Origin of the sequence: Trinickia sp., from assembly GCF_051961175.1 — a bacterium.
GTDB lineage: Bacteria > Pseudomonadota > Gammaproteobacteria > Burkholderiales > Burkholderiaceae > Trinickia.
Window position 1 is genome coordinate 1 of the sequence record NZ_JBQCDN010000472.1, and the last position, 20056, is coordinate 20056.

Annotated in this window: 16 protein-coding genes and 1 pseudogene; 10 read left to right on the forward strand and 7 right to left on the reverse strand. The window is 62.9% G+C overall.

The annotated features are described in order from the left end of the window. The 4 genes and pseudogenes from ACTHL0_RS26845 to uvrA all read left to right on the forward strand — a co-directional run. Positions 1-418, forward strand: a pseudogene (locus tag ACTHL0_RS26845) (hypothetical protein); the annotation flags it as partial. Between the two features lie 133 nt (positions 419-551). After that, the gene (locus tag ACTHL0_RS26850; protein WP_440570163.1) at positions 552-920 is read left to right on the forward strand and encodes a DUF488 domain-containing protein; all 369 of its coding nucleotides are present in this window, start codon (positions 552-554) and stop codon (positions 918-920) included. 9 nt (positions 921-929) lie between these two features. Continuing rightward, a complete protein-coding gene (locus ACTHL0_RS26855) occupies positions 930-1550 on the forward strand; it encodes a uracil-DNA glycosylase family protein (protein ID WP_440570164.1) in 621 nt (206 codons plus the stop codon). 320 nt (positions 1551-1870) lie between these two features. Beyond that, entirely contained in the window at positions 1871-7771 is a 5901-nt protein-coding gene (gene uvrA, locus ACTHL0_RS26860; RefSeq protein WP_440570165.1) for an excinuclease ABC subunit UvrA, read from the forward strand. Positions 7772-7913: 142 nt separating this feature from the next. Here uvrA and ACTHL0_RS26865 read toward each other — a convergent pair whose 3' ends face one another. After that, the gene (locus ACTHL0_RS26865; RefSeq protein WP_440570166.1) at positions 7914-9200 is read right to left on the reverse strand and encodes an MFS transporter; all 1287 of its coding nucleotides are present in this window, start codon (positions 9198-9200) and stop codon (positions 7914-7916) included. Between the two features lie 116 nt (positions 9201-9316). Further along, a complete protein-coding gene (locus tag ACTHL0_RS26870) occupies positions 9317-10186 on the reverse strand; it encodes a PadR family transcriptional regulator (RefSeq protein WP_440570167.1) in 870 nt (289 codons plus the stop codon). Between the two features lie 169 nt (positions 10187-10355). Between ACTHL0_RS26870 and ACTHL0_RS26875 the strand changes: the two genes are divergently transcribed. Next, complete coding sequence (locus tag ACTHL0_RS26875; RefSeq protein WP_440570168.1) at positions 10356-11246, forward strand: manganese catalase family protein; 891 nt, start codon at positions 10356-10358, stop codon at positions 11244-11246. Beyond that, positions 11243-11473 carry a hypothetical protein gene (locus ACTHL0_RS26880; protein ID WP_440570169.1) on the forward strand — a complete coding sequence of 77 codons (231 nt, stop codon included), beginning with the start codon at positions 11243-11245 and terminating at the stop codon, positions 11471-11473. Before ACTHL0_RS26875 ends, ACTHL0_RS26880 begins: the two co-directional genes overlap by 4 nt. Positions 11474-11513: 40 nt before the next feature. Here the strand turns inward: ACTHL0_RS26880 and ACTHL0_RS26885 are convergent, their stop codons facing one another. The 3 genes from ACTHL0_RS26885 to ACTHL0_RS26895 form a co-directional block, all read right to left on the reverse strand. Beyond that, a complete protein-coding gene (locus tag ACTHL0_RS26885) occupies positions 11514-11816 on the reverse strand; it encodes a Txe/YoeB family addiction module toxin (RefSeq protein ID WP_440570170.1) in 303 nt (100 codons plus the stop codon). Beyond that, positions 11767-12066 (reverse strand): type II toxin-antitoxin system Phd/YefM family antitoxin, encoded by a 300-nt coding sequence (locus ACTHL0_RS26890; protein ID WP_440570171.1) that lies wholly within the window; start codon positions 12064-12066, stop codon positions 11767-11769. The genes ACTHL0_RS26885 and ACTHL0_RS26890 overlap by 50 nt, the downstream gene beginning before the upstream one ends. 309 nt (positions 12067-12375) lie before the next feature. Beyond that, positions 12376-14040: an alpha-amylase family protein gene (locus ACTHL0_RS26895; RefSeq protein WP_440570172.1), complete on the reverse strand. Its 1665-nt coding sequence runs from the start codon at positions 14038-14040 to the stop codon at positions 12376-12378. A 48-nt stretch (positions 14041-14088) separates the two neighbouring features. Here ACTHL0_RS26895 and ACTHL0_RS26900 point away from each other — a divergent pair, with 48 nt between their 5' ends. Next, positions 14089-15663, forward strand: coding sequence for an alpha-amylase family glycosyl hydrolase (locus ACTHL0_RS26900; protein WP_440570173.1), 1575 nt, complete (start codon positions 14089-14091; stop codon positions 15661-15663). Positions 15664-15730: 67 nt separating this feature from the next. Here the strand turns inward: ACTHL0_RS26900 and ACTHL0_RS26905 are convergent, their stop codons facing one another. After that, positions 15731-16213 (reverse strand): RES family NAD+ phosphorylase, encoded by a 483-nt coding sequence (locus ACTHL0_RS26905; RefSeq protein WP_440570174.1) that lies wholly within the window; start codon positions 16211-16213, stop codon positions 15731-15733. After that, positions 16210-16770, reverse strand: a complete 561-nt coding sequence (locus ACTHL0_RS26910) for an antitoxin Xre-like helix-turn-helix domain-containing protein (protein WP_440570175.1) — start codon at positions 16768-16770, stop codon at positions 16210-16212. The genes ACTHL0_RS26905 and ACTHL0_RS26910 overlap by 4 nt, the downstream gene beginning before the upstream one ends. A 568-nt stretch (positions 16771-17338) precedes the next feature. Between ACTHL0_RS26910 and ACTHL0_RS26915 the strand changes: the two genes are divergently transcribed. The 3 genes from ACTHL0_RS26915 (at position 17339) to ACTHL0_RS26925 (ending at position 19830) form a co-directional block, all read left to right on the forward strand. Then, positions 17339-18484 carry a tyrosine-type recombinase/integrase gene (locus tag ACTHL0_RS26915; protein ID WP_440570176.1) on the forward strand — a complete coding sequence of 382 codons (1146 nt, stop codon included), beginning with the start codon at positions 17339-17341 and terminating at the stop codon, positions 18482-18484. Positions 18485-18534: 50 nt separating this feature from the next. After that, on the forward strand, positions 18535-19080 hold the full coding sequence (locus tag ACTHL0_RS26920) for a hypothetical protein (RefSeq protein ID WP_440570177.1): 546 nt from the start codon (positions 18535-18537) through the stop codon (positions 19078-19080). Between the two features lie 168 nt (positions 19081-19248). After that, on the forward strand, positions 19249-19830 hold the full coding sequence (locus ACTHL0_RS26925) for a hypothetical protein (RefSeq protein ID WP_440570179.1): 582 nt from the start codon (positions 19249-19251) through the stop codon (positions 19828-19830). The last annotated feature ends 226 nt before the right edge of the window (positions 19831-20056 follow it).

Genomic DNA, 20056 nt, shown 5'->3' on the forward strand with positions numbered 1-20056 from the left:
TTGGATCTGCCGGCCGCGCGCCCTCTGGAGGACCAACGCCGCCGCGCGGCGCTTCGCCATCGGCCGCTACCCGGGGTCGCTCCATGCCGTCACCCGCACCGTGGTCGTATGGGGGGAACGCCGGCCGCTGGGGCAATACGCCGCACGTGAGCTATCGGTTAAATGGCCGATCGCGCGCGCGGGCGAACGCGCGCGCCCGACCGCTCAGACGGCGGATGGCGCTCCGGCACCGGCGGCGCAGGGCGGGGTGGCGCCGGTCCGCGCGCGCGGGTGGGCACGGCGCTCGCAGGTGGAATTGCTGTGGGACTCGCCGGCCGCGGCGGGTCACAATCGCCAGACGATTTTTCGCACGACAATCGCAACTGACGGCGACCGAACCTCCGCCCATGCGCTCGACGCGACACTGCGTCAGGTTTGATCGGCAGGCTTTTCGGGCTATCTTGTCGCTGCGGCGGGCGTAATCGGACGACGCCCGGGGCGAAGCACGGTGCGGCGACGCCGTTTGTGCGCTGCCGGCACCTGGGCACGCGGGCACGCGAGGGAGGTAGGCCATGAAGCAGGCTCGAATCGAGATAGCCAGGGCGTACGATGAGCTCGGCTCGGACGGCGGTACACGTTTTCTCGTCGATCGGATGTGGCCGCGCGGGGTCAAGAAGGAATCGTTGCAAGTTGAGGCCTGGTTGCGCGACGTCGCGCCCAGCACCGAGTTGCGACGCTGGTTCGATCATGATCCTGCGCGCTGGGAAACATTTACCGAGCGTTACTGCGCCGAGCTCGACGCCAATCCGGCCGCTTGGCAGCCGATCGTCGATGCAGCCAAGCACGGGCGCGTTACCCTGTTGTTCGGCGCGCGCGACCGCGAGCACAATCAGGCCGTCGTGCTGCGCGACTATCTGGCGCGCAAGCTCGCGCATCATTGAATGGCACCGATGTCTCGATCGCCCCAAGTTCGTCTGGAAACCCTGCTCACGGAAATCCGCGCCTGCCGCGCCTGCGAGGCGCATTTGCCGCACGGGCCGAGGCCCGTGTTGCAGGTGGGGCGCGAGGCGCGCGTACTCATCATCGGCCAGGCACCGGGGGCGCGCGTGCATGCGTCGGGAATACCGTGGGATGACAAGAGCGGCCAGCGCCTGCGCGACTGGATGGGGATGGGTCCCGAACGCTTTTACGATCCCGATTGCGTGGCCCTCGTGCCGATGGGCTACTGCTATCCCGGGCGCGGCCCGTCCGGCGATTTGCCGCCCCGGCGCGAATGTGCCGAATTGTGGCTCGAGCGCGTGCTGGCCGAAATGCCGCACATCGAGTTGACCTTGCTTGTCGGCGCGTATGCGCAGCAACGCTTTCTCGGCGCCGAGCGTCGCGCGAGTCTGACCGAGACCGTCGCCGCGTGGCGCGAGTACGGTCCTTCGCGCGTGCCGTTGCCGCATCCTTCGCCGCGCAACCAGGGCTGGTTCAAGCACCATCCGTGGTTCGAGCGCGAGCTGCTTCCGGTTCTCAAAGCGCGCGTGGCGGACGCGTTGTCCAGGAAACGAATCAAGGCCAGCGCGTAGAGCCGGCATCAGCGCATCGCCGCTGTCTCAGAGGCCCGGCTTTGCCCGGCCGCCGTACTTGGCGCTCAGCGTGACGTCAGCGGCATTCGGGCCCGCCGCGGGTATTTTCGTCAGTGGCTGTCACTAATTTACCTGTTCTTCATCGACCAATTGCGCCCGTCCGGTGCGCGATAGGGCCCATCCTCGAACAAACCAAAATCGCTCGGCGTGCGGCCGGCTAACTCGGCCGCACAGGACTATCATTGCACCCCTGGCGCGCTTTCTTATCTCGAAACGAGGGCGCGCATCGTTCGATATAGCGCGTAGAAAGGACACGTCTCATGACTTCCGGCGTCATCCGCATTCGCGGAGCTCGTCAACACAATCTCAAAAATATCGATCTCGATCTTCGTACGGGCGAGATGGCCGTCGTGACGGGGCCGTCGGGTTCGGGGAAATCGAGCCTCGTTTTCGACACGCTGTATGCCGAGGGGCAGCGGCGCTATGTCGAAACGTTCAGCGCTTATGCCCGGCAATTTCTCGATCGGATGGATCGTCCGCAGGTCGACCGTGTCGATGGCGTGCCGCCGGCCATTGCGATCGATCAGACGAACCCCGTGCGCAGCTCGCGTTCGACGGTCGGTACGATGACGGAGCTCAACGATCATCTGAAGCTGCTCTACGCTCGGGCCGCCCAGCTCTTCGACAAAGCGACGGCCGACGCCGTGCGCCATGACACGCCCGAGACGATTTACGCCGAACTCGTGGCGCGCACCACCGAGCGCGACGAACGGCTGGTCGTCACGTTCCCCGTCGAGTTGCCCGAACAGACGAGCGCCGACGAAGTCGGGCAGTGGTTGTCGGCCAGCGGCTACACGCGCGTGCAAGCGGAACGCGAAGTGATGACGCCGGCCGGCGCGCGCAAGGTGCTCGACGTCGTGGCCGACCGCTTTCGCTTGAGCAAGACGGACAAGGCCCGGGTGGTCGAAGCGATCGAAGCTTCGCTCAAGCGCGGCGCCGGGCGGGTGAACGTCTACGTGCTGGCCGACGGCGATGGCAATGGCGATACCGGCGAGCAAGCGCCGCGCATTTGGCGTTTTTCGACAGGTTTGCACTGCCCAGAAAGCGATCTGCGCTACGCCGATCCACAGCCGGGACTGTTCTCGTTCAACTCGGCCTACGGCGCGTGCGACGCCTGTCGCGGTTTCGGCCGCGTGATCGGCGTCGATCTCGGGCTCGTGATTCCCGATGTGCGCAAGACGCTCGCGGGCGGCGCCATCAAGCCCATGCAAACGCCGGCTTGGAAGGAGTGTCAGGACGACCTCATGCGCTATGGCGCGCGTGCGCGCATCCGCACCACGACGCCGTGGGCCGAGCTGACGGACGCCGAGCGCGACTGGGTCATCAACGGCTCGCCCGACTGGAACGGCGAATGGCAGCGCGAGTGGTATGGCGTGCGGCGTTTCTTCAACTACCTGGAATCGAAGGCGTACAAGATGCACATTCGCGTGCTCTTGTCGAAGTACCGCAGCTATACGCCTTGCGAGACGTGCGGCGGTGCGCGCCTGAAGACGGAATCGCTGCTGTGGCGTCTCGGCACGAAAGCCAACGCCGATGCCGTGCTGGCCCCGGCGGCGCGTTTCATGCCGCATGGCGTGACGTGGACGCGTGCACAGTTGGAAGCACTGCCCGGGCTGACCGTCCATGACTTGATGCTGATGCCGATCGGACGCATTCGCCGGTTTTTTGACGAGATGACGCTGCCGAGCGCGCTGCTCGACGATGCGTTGAAGTTACTCGTCGCAGAAGTGCGCACGCGGCTACGGTACTTGTGCGACGTCGGCCTCGGCTACCTGACGCTCGATCGCCAAAGCCGAACGCTGTCGGGCGGCGAAGTGCAGCGCATCAACTTGACGACGGCGCTCGGCACCTCGCTCACGAAAACGCTGTTCGTGCTCGACGAACCGAGCATCGGGCTGCATCCGCGCGATCTCGATCGAATCGTCGAAGCGATGCGGCGTCTGCGCGATGCGGGCAATACGCTTGTCGTCGTGGAGCACGATCCCTCGGTGATGCTCGCGGCCGATCGTCTCATCGATATGGGCCCCGGGCCTGGCGAACGCGGCGGCTCGATCGTTTTCGACGGCACGCCGGCCGATATCCGCTCGGCACCGACGCTGACGGGCGAATACCTTGGCGCGCGCCGGCGCGTGGCCGATGCGGCGCATTGGGCGCGGCGGCCCGTCGAGGCGGACACGCCTCGGCTCGTGCTCGAGGGTGCGAGTGAACATAACCTGCGCGATGTGACGATCGAGATTCCGCTGGCGCGGCTCGTCTGTGTGACGGGCGTCTCGGGCTCGGGCAAATCCACCCTCGTCCAGGACGTGCTCAACCCGGCGCTCGCCCGCTTTCTGGGGCGAGCGACCGAAGCGCCCGGCGCGCACCGCGCGTTGATCGGGGCTCAGTTGATCGAAGACGCGGTATTCGTCGACCAATCGCCGATCGGTAAGACGGCGCGCTCGAATCCCGCGAGCTATGTCGGCGCCTTCGACGAAATCCGCAAGCTCTTCGCAAAAGCGCCGCTGGCATTGCAACGAGGCTACGCGGCCGGCACATTCAGCTTCAATTCGGGCGATGGCCGTTGCCCCACCTGCGGCGGGTCGGGCTTCGAGCACGTCGAAATGCAGTTCCTGTCCGACGTGTATCTGCGCTGTCCGGATTGCGACGGGCGCCGCTACCGCGCAGAGGTGCTCGATGTGACCATTGAACGGGGCACACCTTCACGTGCGCTTTCGATCGCCGATGTCCTCGAGCTGACCGTTAGCGAAGCGGTGAACCTATTCGCCGCGGATGCCGATGTCCTGCGCGTGCTGCAGCCGATCGTCGACGTCGGGCTCGAGTACGTGAAGCTGGGCCAGCCGGTGCCGACCCTCTCGGGGGGTGAGGCGCAGCGGCTCAAGTTGGCGGGCTTTCTTGCGGAAACGGGCGGCAAGATCGGTGCCGAATCGACGCCGGGTGGACGTCTATTCATGTTCGACGAGCCCACGACGGGCCTGCATTTCGACGACATCGCCAAACTGATGCGCGCCTTCGGCAAGCTGCTCGCGCGCGGCCATTCGCTGATTGTCATCGAGCACAACTTGGACGTGATTCGCGCGGCCGATTGGATCATCGATCTCGGTCCCGAAGGCGGAGATGAAGGCGGGCTCGTGGTGGCGGTCGGCACGCCGGACGATATCAAGGCATGCGAAGCGTCCCACACCGGGCGCGCGCTGAAGCACTACGACGAGACATTGGGGGAAGGCGAGACGCAACAGGCGGCCGCCGGTGTGCCGCTGCAAGCGGCCCTCGCCGCGGCGCGTGCACGGCGGGCGGTCGAGGGTGACGATGTCGTGCGGATCGTCAACGCGCGCGAGCACAACCTGAAGAGCTTGAACGTCGATATTCCGCACGGCAAATTCAACGTCGTGACGGGCGTATCGGGCTCGGGCAAATCGACCCTTGCGTTCGACATTCTGTTCCACGAGGGCCAGCGGCGTTACCTCGAATCGCTCAACGCCTATGCGCGTTCGATCGTGCAGCCCGCGGGGCGGCCGGAAGTCGATGCCGTCTACGGGATTCCGCCGACCGTGGCGATCGAGCAGCGCCTCTCGCGCGGCGGCCGCAAAAGCACGGTGGCGACGACGTCCGAAGTCTGGCATTTCCTACGGCTGCTCTATGTGAAGCTCGGCATGCAGCACTGCGTGCACGATGGCACGCCCGTCAAGCCGCAAAGTGCGGAATCGATCGCTGCGCAATTGCTGCGTGACTATGCGGGCGAACACGTGGGGTTCTTCGCGCCGCTGGTGGTCAACCGCAAGGGCGTCTATACCGATCTGGCGAAGTGGGCGAAGGCACGCGGCTATACGCATCTGCGCGTCGACGGCGAGTTTCTACCCGTCGACCCGTGGCCGAAGCTCGAACGGTTCCGCGAGCATACGATCGAGTTGCCGGTTGCCGATCTCGTGGTGTCGGCCGACAACGAGGGCGAATTGCGCCGCGCACTCGATGCGACGCTCGAACTCGGCAAGGGCATCGTGCATTTGCTGGCCCCGCTCGATGGCTTGTCCGATGCCTTGGCGGCCAAGCGCTCGACGCTCGGCATCGGCGAAATGGAAGTGCTGTCGGTGAAGCGTGCGTGTCCGATGTGCGGCACGAGCTATCCCGAACTCGATCCGCGCATGTTCTCGTACAACAGCAAGCACGGCTGGTGCACGAGTTGCGTGGGCACGGGGCTCGCTTTGACGCGCGAACAGCGGGCCGCGTACGACGATACGGTATTAGGTGCCGACGATAATCGCGGACGAGAGCAAACGCTGCCATCGGAGGAACAGGAGGTCGAGGGTGTGAGCGACACCCCGTGCCCCGATTGCCACGGCACGCGGCTGAACGACGCCGCGCGCGCCGTGCAGTTCGATGGCCGCTCGATCGTCGACGTCGGGCGTTGGACCGTCTCCGATACACGCGCCTGGATCGATGCGATCTCGTTATCGGGCCGCGATGCGCAGATCGCGCGCGACGTCGTGAGCGAAATCGCCAGCCGCCTGCGTTTTCTCGAAGAAGTCGGGCTTGGCTATCTGAGTCTCGATCGGGCGGCGCCGAGCCTGTCGGGCGGTGAAGCGCAGCGTATTCGTCTCGCCGCGCAGCTCGGCAGCAACTTGCAGGGCGTGTGCTACGTGCTCGATGAACCGACGATCGGCCTGCATCCGCGCGACAATCGGATCTTGCTCGACGCGCTGCATCAACTCGGCGACAAGGGCAACACGCTCGTCGTCGTCGAACACGACGAAGACACGATCCGCCGCGCTGACCACATCATCGATATCGGACCGGGTGCGGGCAAGCGTGGCGGCCGACTTGTCGCCGAAGGCGGTGTGCAGGACTTGGCGGCGCATGCCGATTCGCTGACGGGGCAATTTCTCGCGCGCCCGATCGTGCATCCGTTGCAGCCGCGTCGTGAAGTGCACGCCGATCCCAAGTCGGCGGTGCCGGAGCGATGGCTGACCGTGCATGGCGCGTCGCTGCACAATCTGCGCGACGTGACGGCGCGCATTCCGCTGGCACGGCTCGTCGCCGTGACGGGCGTATCGGGGTCGGGCAAATCGACGCTCGCCCGCGACGTTCTGATGACGAACTTGCTCGATGCGGTGGGTCGTTCGGTGCTGTCGTCGCCGGCCACGCGCCGCGCCCGACGCGCAGCGGAAGAAGGAGCAAATGCCACCGCCACCAAGAAAGCGCGCGCGCAACCGAGCCGGCACGCGACGGCGAGTGTCGCCCGGGCCCCTTTGAGCGTCACGCATCGCTGGCAGGGGTGCGCGTCGATCAGCGGATTCGAGGCGATCGACCGCGTGCTCGAAGTCGATCAAACGCCGATCGGCAAGACCCCGCGCTCGTGTCCGGCCACGTATATCGGCGTATGGGACACCATTCGCAAGCTCTTTGCCGAAACGCTCGAAGCCAGGGCGCGCGGTTATGCCGCTTCGCGCTTCTCGTTCAATACGGGCGATGGCCGTTGCCCGGCGTGCGAAGGGCAGGGCGTGCGCACGATCGGCATGAGCTTCCTGCCGGACGTGAAGGTGCCGTGCGACGTGTGTCACGGCCAGCGCTTCAATCCCGAAACGCTGGCGGTGACGTGGCGCGGCAAAAACATCGGCGACGTGCTGACGATGGAGATCGACGAGGCGGTCGAATTCTTCGCGCCGATGCCGAGCATTGCACATCCGTTGCAGTTGATGAAAGACGTGGGCCTGGGGTATCTCACGCTTGGGCAGCCGTCGCCGACGCTATCGGGCGGCGAGGCACAGCGGATCAAGCTCGTGACGGAACTGGCGAAGGTCAGGGACGACGTCACGCGGCGCGGGCAGAAGGCGCCGCATACGCTGTACGTGCTCGACGAACCGACGGTGGGCCTGCACATGGCCGATGTCGCGCGGCTGATTCGCGTGCTGCATCGTCTCGTGGATGGAGGCCATAGCGTTATCGTCATCGAACACGACCTCGACGTGATCGCCGAAGCCGATTGGATCATCGATCTTGGGCCGGAGGGTGGCGCAGGCGGTGGGACGATCGTCGCGGCTTGCGATCCCGAAACGCTTTCGGGTGTACGCGAGAGTCACACGGGGCAGGCACTGATTCCTGTGCTGGCGCGTGCGGCCGGGGAGCGGGAGAAAGAGGCGGCGGAGGAAGGGCGGCGCAGCGCTTGAAGATGCGCTTGGAGATGCGTTTGCCGTTGCGTTAAACAGAGCGGAGCAGCGGATGCGTTCGCATGACATCTCCGTTCCGCTCTTCGATGAAATCCGGGCTGGCTGCGCACAGCGCGGCGCAGCGAGCCCTGCTGTCGCGGCGTCAGGCTTCTCCGGCCAGCTCCGATGCGGGTGTCGACGCCGATGGGCTCGGGGTGCTCAATGCGTTCGACGTGATTGCGTGGGCACCGGCGCTGCGCACTTGCCCCACCCACACGAGCGCGAGCGACGCCAGTACCACGGAGACCCATCCATTCAAGCCATAGCCGACGATGTGTCCCGCCGCATCGGTCGAGAGCATCAGGCCGCCGAGCCATGCACCACAGCCTGTTCCTAGCGATTGCACCGCGCCGTTCGCGCTGAGGAATGCGCCGCGATGTTTCGCGTCGGGTACGGTCGTGAGGATCGCCTGCATCGGCACGATGCGCCCGGACGAAATGACCAGGAAGAGCGCGAACCCGGGCACCATGACCCAGAACGGAACATTGGGCAGATGCGTGACCACGAGCACGGGGGCGAGCGCCAACACCCCGAAAAAGCGAAACACGACGCGATGCCCGATTCGATCGGCGAGCCGGCCGATGGCGCGCGAGGTGAAGAACGTCGCGCCACCGCCAGCCATATAAAGCAGCGAGATATGGCCCGGCGCCACGCTGTGATTCGCGACGAGCATCGGAGAGATGAACGGAATCACGAGCATATGCGCGAGCATGAGCAGAAACGTCAACGCGAAGGCCCGCACATGGCGCGGATAGGTCAGCAGCCGTCCGAGCGCCGGCAGCGTATCGGCCAGCGCCGGCGCGCGTCTCGACAAATGCTCGGACAGCGAAGGCACGATGCGCGCGGTGGCCCAGGCGATCGTCAGCGTGAGCGCGCCGAGCAGCCAGAACGGTGCGGACCAATGGAAGTACGCACCGATCATCACGCCGGCGGGTACACCCGCGATGGCGGCCATCGAGAAGCCCGTCATGATGATGCCGGTGGCGGCGCCGCGCCGCTCGACGGGGACGATGTCGGCGACGATGGCCATGACGCCGGCCCCGAGTACGCCGCCCGTGATGCCGGCGAACGCACGGCTGGCGAGCAGGAGCGGATAGGTTGTTGCGCAGGCGCAAGCGACGTTCGACAGCGCGAACAGCAGATAGGCGACGAGCAGCAGCTTACGGCGATCGAAGCGATCGATATAGGTCGCCGCGAGCAACGCCGAGAGTCCCGAACACCATGAGTAGGCCGAGACAGCTGCCGCGAACTTCGATGGCGAGATGCTGAAGGCCGTCATGATCTGCGGGCCGAGCGGCATCATGACCATGAAGTCCATGATGAGCGTGAATTGCACGAGCGCGAGCAGCCAGATCAAACGCCGCTCTCGTGCTTGAGGCAATGCATACATAGTTGTTCGAATCCTTATCGACGAGCGGTTGGCTGACCGGCGGCTTCGAATGGCCGCCGGTGCCTTCGTGGTTGCTTCGGTTGATTTGACGCGCAGGCCCCTGCGCGCGTGACACGTTACGCTTCTTTCGTGTTTTGCGGCGCCGAGCCGGCCGCCGCGTTGCCTTCGATTTCCTCGGCGGCGCGCAGCAGGATCTGCGCGACGCGCAACTGTTCGCTTTCATCGGCATCGATACGACGCAGCAGGGCCAGCTTGAGGGCGTACTTCGCTTGACGCAGCTTCGGATGCCAACCGGCATCGCGACCGCCCTCGTCATCTTCCTGTGCCGCGTAGGCGCGCCGCATCGATTCCATCTTGTGAGCGACGAAACTGAGCTTGGCGAGAATCATGTCGACTTGATCGCGGTTCGCGGCCAGATGCGCTTTGCCAGCCTCCGCGATCTCGTAGCGTTTGCGATTGCCTTCTTGCTGCACCGTGACGAAGCCCAGCTCTTCAAGATAAGTCAGCGCGGGGTAGACCATGCCGGGGCTCGGCGCATAGAAACCGTTCGAGCGCGTCTCGAGTTCCTTGATCAGTTCGTAGCCGTGACGGGGTGCTTCGGCGATCAGCGCGAGCAGCATCAACTGCAGATCTTCGCCGCTGAACTTGCGGCCGCGCGTGAAGCTGTCATCGTCGCCGAATCCTCGATCGCCGCGGCCACCCCAGAACGACGCTCCGCCCCCTCCGCCTCCGCGGTGGTGATGCCGGCCGATCGCGTGCCATAGCCGATGCAGGAACAAAGACTCACCGTGCCGCCTGTCGTGGTGCCTGCCTTCGCTCGAACTGTGGCGAACCTCTTGGCCGGCAGCATCACGACGATGGCCGTACCCGTGACCGTAGTGCGGGCCCGACTCGGCGTCATGGGCATGCACGTGAGCGTGAGCGTGCCCGCGTTCGAACTCGGAAAGCGCGAACGCACGCTGGAATGCGTGAAAGGGATGTCGCATGGGAGAACTCCCAGGAAATGGACGATGTATCTAAAGATATATATCTAAAGATACAAAGTCAAGCATTGGGTGGATGCGGCTAGCGTGGCTTCGGTTACGTCTCAGGAATGCGCGTTGCGAACGTTGGCGGGCGGCACATCGTTCATTCACGACTGAGAAAGGGGGTCCCATGTTCATGCACAACAAGCGGTTGCAGTACACGGTCCGAGTGGGTCGGACCGATCCGGGGTTGGCAAATCTGCTACTTGAGCAATTCGGCGGGCCGCAAGGCGAATTGGCGGCAGCGATGCGCTATTTCACGCAGGCGATCACCGAGGAAGATCCCGGTCGCAAGGACATGTTGCTCGATATCGCGACCGAGGAGTTGAGCCACTTGGAGATCATCGGCTCCATCGTGGCGATGCTCAATCGCGGCGCGAAAGGGGAACTGGCGGAGGCGGTGGACGGGCAGGCGGATCTATATCGCAAGCTGAATGGAGCCGGAAACGATAGTCATGTGACGCAGGTGCTTTACGGTGCTGGCACGCCGCTCACGAATTCGGCTGGGGTGCCTTGGAACGCGGGTTACATCGATACGATCGGCGAGCCGACTGCGGACTTGCGTTCGAACATCGCCGCCGAAGCGCGCGCGAAGATCATCTACGAGCGGTTGATTAACGTGTCGGATGATCCCGGGGTACGTGAGGCGCTGGGGTTCTTGATGACGCGCGAAGTGTCGCACCAGAAGTCGTTCGAAAAGGCGTTGTATGCGATCACGGCGAATTTTCCGCCGGGCAAACTGGCGCCCGACGCCGAGTACGCGGAAGCGTATTTCAAGATGTCGGTGGGCGCGCCGCCTGAGCGCGGGCCTTGGAACGAGGGGCGCGGGTTGAAGCTCGTCGAGAATCCCCCTGTGCCGGTGGACGGCGGCGATGGATCGGCGGCGGTGCAGCTGACGGAGAAGGAGCGGACGACGCTCGACGAGATGAAGCGACGGTTGAAGTCCGACCGAACGCACGATCCGGAGACGGGCGCGGAGCTGGGGGAGGGAGCGCCGGGGGCTGATGGGTTGATTGAGTGAGTGGCACAATTACGAGCGACGTATATTGGAACAAGGATGCGTCGCCGTTTCCTGGCTTTGGCGGGGGCAATCCAGTTTCGGCTTCGAACGGGCTCACGACCGCGCAAACGAGCACGCCTTCGTCATTCGCCGGGTACGACTTCGCGCCGAACGGCGTGTGGGCCATGCCAGCCAATGGGAGTCATCCCGTGTTGCAATGGCAATTGCAGCCGGCGAGCGGCGGTTGAAGGGTTTAAGCACCGCCGCCGGTGCTTGCTGGGCAATGTGTCAGTCGTAGTGGAATCGGCACTGCATCACGTAGATGATGCAGTCCTGGACGATGCACACCAAGCGATCCGCTTTCGTGATGCGACGTGACCAGAATCCGGTCAGGTCGCCTTTTAATGGCTCTGGCTTACCCGTGCCCTTGAACGGGTCTCGTGAAATTTCCTCAATCAGGCCGTTGATCTCCGCGACGATCGCGAGGTTCGTTTTCTGCCAATACAGGTAATCGTCCCAAGCATTCGTCGACCAAGCGACCTTACAACGACTTACCGCTGCGGCTTTGTTTTTCGCCTTCTTCTGCGTCATCGATCAGCAATTCCTTTACGAAGGTCTTGCCGGCCTTGAACTCAGCAATGGATTGGCGAAGTCGGTCGGCGTTCGCAGGAGTGCCCAATAGGTGCAGGGTTTCCTGCAGGCTGTTGTAGTCCTCAAGCGAAATCATGACGACGTGTTCCCCGCGCTGACGGGTAATCACGGTCGGCTCATGGTCCCGGCACACCGCATCCAGAGCCTGCTTAAAGCCGGCTCGCGCCTCACTGAAAGTCAGGATGTTCATATCTAGCTTCTCACTTGCCTGCTGCCCGACTCCCGGGTACAAGCGTCTAGCTCACACGCTCCGGACCAAAATGGCCAAAGCGACGTTTTTGCCGTTCGGTGCGTGATGGGGACGACATCCGATGAAGATGCCGCACGCTTTTCATATGCGCATTCTTGCTACCCTGAGGGCAGCCTTGATGAAGCAGATGAATGCAGATGTCATTGTACGTAGCTTTGTACGATGATGCAGCGGGCCTCCGCGAGCATTGCGATGCGCAGCGCCCACTAAAGTGTGGCGGCCAGCACACCTATGCCAGCGCCGGCACACCTATACCTCCGTGCGCCTCAGCAGATAATCGAGCCCGCCGACGCGATACCACCGGTATCCATAAGGCTCGAGCACGACGACGTGCCGGCCGTCGTCGCCAGCCTGACTATGATCGTCGGATAGCACATTGATCAGCCGCTCGTCGCCCGGCCCGTTGCAGCCGGAGCGGAATCTCACGGTGCAGGCCTCCGCGCTGAAGTTATGGACGAACAGCACCGAGTTGTTGCGCCAGTCGTACCGCAGCGCGAGCACATCGTTGCGAGAAGTGCGCAGCACTTCGAAGTCGCCCCAGCCGATTTCCGGCATTTCGCGCCGCATGCGGATCATGCGTTCCATCCAGTTCAGAAACGAATCAGGATCGCGCCGCTGGCTAGCGACGTTGACGCGCTCAAACCCATAAGCCCCGCTGGAAATGACGGGCACAGGCGGCTTGGGGTGTTTCGTGAAGCCGCTCTGGGGTTCGCCGGACCACTGCATCGGCGTGCGCATGCTTTCGCGTTCGGGTCGACGCAGATCGTCACCCATGCCGATCTCATCGCCGTAACGGATGACGGGCGTGCCCGGCAAGCTCAGCATCAGGCTGTAGGCGAGTTCCAGGCGGCGCCGATCGCCCGAGAGCATCGGTGCAAGTCGGCGGCGAATGCCGCGCCCATAAAGCTGCATGTCCGGCTCGGGGGCGAATGCGGCGAACACCGCCTCGCGCGCCTCGGGCGTCAGGCGGCCCAGATCGAGTTCGTCGTGGTTGCGTAGGAATACGCCCCATTGCGCGCTCGCCGGGCGAGGCTTCGTTGCGACGAGCGCTTGTTTCAACGGCTTCGTGTCGTGAGTAGCAAGTGTGTAAAAGGTGTTCTGGTTAAGCTGGAAGTTGAACATCATGGGCAAGCGCTCGCCCGCATCGCCGAAGTATTTCAAATCGGTATCGGGCAGGACGTTCGCCTCGGCCAGGATGATCGCATTGCCCTCGCGCCATTGTAGAAATTCGCGAAACGCGCGCAACATCCCATACTGCTCGATGTGCTCTCGTACCTTCGGCCCCTTCGCCGAGATCACAAACGGCACGGCATCCATGCGAAACCCCGACACGCCCAGCTGAACCCAAAAGCCCATGATCTTGAGCAACTCGGCATGCACCCAGGGATTGGAGGTATCGAGATCCGGCTGAAAATCGTAGAAGCGGTGGAAATACCAGCGCTTGGCCTCCTTGTCGAAACTCCATGTCGATTTCTGAACGCCCGGAAAGACGACGCCGTCTTTCGCATGCGGCGGTTTCCTGTCCGACCAGACGTACCAGTCACGATATTTCGAACCGGGATCGCTACGTGCTGACTGAAACCACGGATGCTCGTCAGACGTATGGTTCACCACGAGATCGATGATGACGCGCAGGCCGCGCTCGTCGCAGGCGTGCGTGAATTCGGCGAAATCGCCGAGCGTGCCGTATTTCGGATCGACGTTGTAATAGTCCGTGATGTCGTAGCCGTTGTCGCGTCCCGGCGAGGGCTGAAAAGGCATCAGCCAGATCGTCGTCACGCCCATCCCCTGCAGGTAATCGAGCCGGCGCATGAGCCCCTGAAAGTCGCCCACGCCATCGCCGTTCGCGTCCAGGAACCTGCCTACCGACAGGCAATAAATGATGGCATTTTTGTACCAGAGGTCGTTGTACATGCGGTTTGCTATTGGCGTCAAAGCGATGAATCGTTGAGAGGAATGGTCATGTCGGAGCTGAAATGGTGGCAACGCGGCGTCATCTACCAGATCTATCCGCGCTCGTTTCAGGACAACAACGGCGATGGCATTGGCGACCTGCCGGGCATCGCCGCGCGTCTCGACTACGTCGTGAGGTTGGGCGTGGATGCTGTCTGGATCTCGCCTATCTACCCGTCTCCTATGGCCGATTTCGGCTACGACGTGGCCGACTATTGCGATATTGACCCCATGTTCGGCACGCTTGCCGAATTCGAGCAATTGGTGGACCACGCCCATGGACTTGGGCTCAAGGTGCTGCTCGATTTCGTGCCGAATCACACGTCCGACCGCCATCCCTGGTTCGAAGCGAGCCGTTCGTCGCGAGACAATCCGAAGCGCGATTGGTATCTCTGGCGCGACCCGGCACCCGACGGCGGCCCGCCCAACAACTGGTTGAGCCGGATGGGCGGAACGGCATGGGAGTGGGACGAGCGCACGGGGCAGTACTACTACCATGCGTTCTTGCGCGAACAGCCCGATCTGAACTGGCGCAACCCCGACGTTCGCCGGGCGATGGACGAGGTGCTGCGTTTCTGGCTGGATCGCGGCGTCGACGGATTCCGCGTCGATGTGCTTTGGTTGCTGATCAAGGACGCGCAGTTTCGCGACAATCCGCCGAACCCGGCCTATCGGCCCGGCGAGCCGGAGCATCATCGACAATTGCAGACTTACACCGAGGATCAGCCGGAAGTGCACGACATCGTGCGCTCGATGCGCGCCACGCTCGACGAGTACGGTGAACGGGTGCTGATTGGCGAGATCTATCTGCCCGTCCCGCAACTCGTGAAGTACTACGGTCCGAACGGCGACGGTGCCGAAATGCCGTTCAACTTCCAACTGCTCAATGCACGGTGGAACGCGAGCGACATTGCGCATCTGATACGGGATTACAACAGCGCGTTACCCGCACACGCATGGCCGAACTGGGTGCTCGGCAATCACGACAACCCACGGGTGGCGTCGCGTGTGGGCGCGGTGCAAGCGCGCGTGGCAGCGGTGTTGCTGCTGACCCTGCGCGGCACGCCGACGCTGTATTACGGCGATGAAATCGGGATGACGAATGGCCATATCGCCCGGGATGAGATTCGCGATCCTGCGGAACTTCGGCAACCGGGCGTGGGGCAGGGGCGCGATCCCGAGCGTACGCCGATGCAATGGGACAGCGCGCGGCCCAACAGCGGTTTTACGAACGGCCGGCCGTGGCTGCCGGTCAGCGCGACGACTAGTGTGCGCGAACAAGAGGACGACGCATCGAGCATGTTGTCGCTCTGTCGTCGCTTGTTGGGCCTGCGGCGCGGGCATGCGGCGCTCGTCCAGGGTTCGATCGAAAACGTCGCGGCGCATGGCAACGTGCTGACTTACGAGCGGCGCTTCGGCGATCGACGGCTTTTGATCGCGTTGAATATGGGGCGTGAGGATGCCACGGTGCAAACGCGGGAAGGCGTCGTCCTGCTATCGACGCTTGCGGGCCGGGACGGCAGGGCACTCGACGAGGGAGGCAATTGCCTCGCGGCAGGGGAAGCGATTGTCGCTGCTACGTAGACTGCGCTCGTTCCTCTTGCGGTCAGCGGTCGACAGTGGCGAACTCGGTTCCTCTGCTCATCATGTACTACTTCCTCAGTCGCGGATCGTAGGTCCACTTTCGGATCTTGGTCGCCTTGATCTTCGCGGCGTCTGCGTGCGCCGGATTGATGAGCACGTTCATCTCTTCCGGGACGATGACGGAAGGCACGATCAGAAGCGCGCTTGCACGACCATTCGCCCAGGCTGTTCCCGCATTGATACTGACCATGCCTGCGGGCTCCACGTCCCAGCCAACGTTCTTCGGGGTCTTCGGATCGAACGACGTCGCCGCTTTCCATACATCGTCAGGCACATCGATGCGCACAAGGATCCGGTTCAGAGGCAGTGCGCCACTGACCGCGTGAACGAGCGTCTCGAGGCAGGCCAGCGATCGGTTCTGCGACGTGTAGAGTACCGCTACGCCCTTGGTGTTCCAGCGCCCGCCAGTCGCCTTTGCGCCAGCACCCGATATGTCATCCGCCGGGTATGCCGCTGTCAGCGTAGCAATGCGCCAGAGATGAACCGTCATGCGTACGCCCCGCTTTGCATCTGGGCGATCAGTGTGCTGATGACCTCCTGCCCCTCGCGCGTGTCCAGATATATGGATGGCGATGCGCCGCCAAGAGCCGGATTCGGCTGCGAGAGCCATTCTTCAAGCCACTCGGCCGCGACGAAATCCTTCGCCAGATCGGGATCGCCTGACTCGTCGACGATGGTCTGAACGAGACCGATCAGCTTCGATATGCCGAGCACGAGTTCGCCCTGATCGATGCTCAGGGTATCGCCTGCCTGAGCTTTTCGGTTGACGGTCGATTTCGATAACCCCAGGCGCTTCATCATCACGTCCTGGCTGACGTGCATCGCTCCGGCGAGGTCGTACACCTTTTTCGCGGAGATCCCAGCCTTGATCACCTGGATGCGATCCAGGCTCGACGAGCTGTACGCTTTTCGGAAGTCCAGCACGTCGAACGGAGCGGTCGGCGTCGCCCGACCGGATGCTTTTCCGGCGCGGGTAGCATACGTCTCGGTCGGATGAGCGCCCTTTCTATGATCCGTTGATGTCACCTTCACTGCCGGACGAGCCATGATTCTCTCCAGTTCCACTTGAGACTATATTTTAACCCAAATGGATCAGGCGCGGTGCGGCCTGCGTGGGCCACCACGACGTCGTTCTCGACTTGATGAGCGTTGAGCGCTATCGGGCCGGCGCGAAGCAGACGGCGTCGGCCTAGGTGGCGGCAATCCAGTGGTGTTGCTAGAGTTCGTAGGGCTTCGCGGCCAGAGCACCCTGCCGCTTGCGTCCGGCAAGGTGGAATTAAGTGCCAGGTCAATCCCGCTCGGGGCGAACCAAGCAAAAACCGTAGGACGCGTGCAGGACTCGGCGGGACTCAAAACGCCGCGCGAGGCGGCGAGCAGAAATGAAAAAGGGCTACGGTGTTTAGCCGTAACCCTTTTATCTTCGGTGATCTACACCCACGAATCCTGGTGGGTAGTACTGGGATCGAACCAGTGACCCCTGCCGTGTGAAGGCGGGATTTTGGATTTTTGGGTGTTCGGCGAGGTTTGCAAGTAATTGATTTTAAATAAGATAAAGTTCGCCAAGGTTCGCGAGATTTCGCGTAGAATTTCCGTACAGTTTCCGTACGGAAAAATCATGGATGCTAAGAAGGCCCCGAATCTAACTTCGAGATCGGGCCGGGCTGCGCTTCGAGCGCGCCGCGAGCCCTATTGGTCCCGGCTGAGTGCTGGATTGTTTCTCGGCTATCGCGTGGCTGATTTGGGGGCGGGTACTTGGATCATCCGCCGCCGCAACGAACATGGCAAACAGGAATATCACGCGCTCGGCCGGCATGAGACATACGACGACGCAAAGGCCGAAGCCGAAGAATGGGCGCGCAGCGTCGAACAGGGTGTGACCACGAAAAAGACGACCGTGAAGGAAGCCTGCGCGCTGTACGTCGGTCATCTGAAATTGCACAAGGGTGCGGCAAGCTCGCAGGACGCCGAAGGCCGCTTTCGGCGACTGGTGGACGACGATTCCATCGGGCGTATCGCGCTGGACAAGCTGCGCGCATCGCATGTGAAAGCATGGGTTGCGAAACTGGTGGACGCTGACAGTCACGAAGACGAAGACGACCTTCGCCGCGCGAAGGACAGTACGAACCGCAACCTCGCAAGCCTGAAAGCGGCGCTGAACCTCGCACTGAAAGACCGACTCGTTGCGACTGACGCGGGCTGGAAAACCGTCGTCCCGTTCCGTGGCGTAGGTCAGCGGCGCAAGGCTGTGCTCGATGCGCCGCAACGCAAGGCGCTGCTCGAAGCCTGCACGGACGATCTGCGCCAATTGGCAAAGGCGCTTTTACTCACGGGTGCCAGGTGCGGCGAAATTGCAGCGGCGAACGTCGCGGACTTCGACAAGTGGAACGGCGTGATAACACTGGACGGTAAGACGGGGCGGCGCACCGTGGCGGTATCCAGTGCTGCACTCGCGTTCTTTGCCGAGTGCGTGAAGGGCAAGGTCGGGAATGCGCCGTTGCTGATGCGGGCGGATGGCCAACGCTGGAACAAGGATGCATGGAAAAAAGTTTTCCGGCAGGCGGTGACTGACGCGGGATTGCCCGATGACGTGGTGATGTACACGCTTCGCCATACGGGGATTTCTGAAATGATCCTCGCGGGCATGGATAGCTTCGTCGTCGCCACACTCGCCGGCACGTCCGTCGCGATGATCGAAAAGCACTACGGCCATCTACGTACTAAAGAGACCCGCCGCATGCTCGATGCCGCCAACATGCTCTGATGTTGCTTCGCCGGTGTTAATCTGGCTTCCTCACTGTTCGCGGAGGTTAGATGATGCCCGACGATCCACGCTTCCCGCCCCACTATGCTGAACTTGTCCATGCTCTGGAGGTAAAGCTCGACGCAATTGACGCCGCTCGAGCCGTCATCGATGGCGCCAGCGATCCCGGCGCGGCCATCGAGGCCGTCAACGCCCTGCGTGAAGAGGCGCTGCACATCGCGATCCAGGTGTTTGCAATCGGGACTGTCTGCCGTGTCGATGCGAAGCCGAACCCCACAACTGAAGAACAAGCCGCCGCCCTCGTGGCACGGCGGCTGATGGCGCGTCCGCGCGATGCCGACGATATTAAGGCCTGGCGCGTCCCCGTGCCGTATGTGTTCGCGCCGAAGGGCAGCAAACTGGACTGGACCACCGCAGAGGAGCAGCAGCGTCAATGTTGCATTCTCGTGTGCCGTCTGATTGCCCAGGGGATGCCTCGGGACAAGGCGATGGAACAGGCCGAAGAACAATTTCATCGGGGGCGTTCGTGGGTGAGCGCCGCCTACTACGATCACCGCGAAGAGTTTGAGGCGGTCGTGAGGCTCGAACGCGGCTGACTGTCAATACATTTTTTTCGGGGTCCAAAAATAGAACAGATAAGCTGGGCTCCGAAAAAAGAACAGGAAATCGCGACCGGATAAATGTAAGGACGGGCAGATTCGGCCGGCCTACATTCCCTCTCACCGATATTCGTTCGAATATCGGTGAATTAAGAGGGGTTCGTTATGCCTCGTACAGTCGCTGAGTTCTGCCAACGATACAAAGTCTCCAAGGTTCATTACTACGCACTGAAGAAGCGGGGCGACGGGCCTGATGAATTACATCTCGGTCGCCGTCGCATCATCACGGACGACGCCGAGCGCGAGTGGGCACGGCGCATGTCGCAGTCGGAACGGCAGAAGGCGATCGATCCGGTTCTTGCTACGGCAGCGCCGGTGGCGCCTGAGCTGAGCGCGCGCGAAGACGCCCTCGTGGACGAGATCGAGACGCTCCGAAGCAATCTCTCCAAACGCGATCGAATGATCGAGCAGCTGCAACGCAAGCTTCAACGCGCGAACGCTGTGATCGCGGCACGCACGTCCCATCGTCCCACGGCCCCAGCGTGCGTGGCAGTCGGATCACAGCCCGAGAGTGCCGCGCACACCAGGACGACGAAACGCGATCGTCTCCTGAGCGGCGCGCTACCGGCTGATCTCGTTGAGGACTACGCCAGCCCGCAGCCCAAGCGCACGAAGCCCCACCCCAAAGCATCGAAACGCAAGCCCCGGCCGACCGAAGCCGAGCCGACCGCGCGCGTTGATGTGTGAGGACTGCGACGAAGCGCTTGATTCTGTCGGCGTGGTGCCATCAGTACGTCAGCGGCAGCACGGTTCAGCAACGGCTTGAATGGTTCGGATTGAGGAGCGATTGAGCGATGGTCCAGGCAATTGAACTCGACGCTATCCGCCTTGACGACAGCTTGCAACCGCGCGTCAAGATTGATTGTGTCGCAGTGAAGGAATACGGCGAGGCGATGACCGGGGGCGCAAGGTT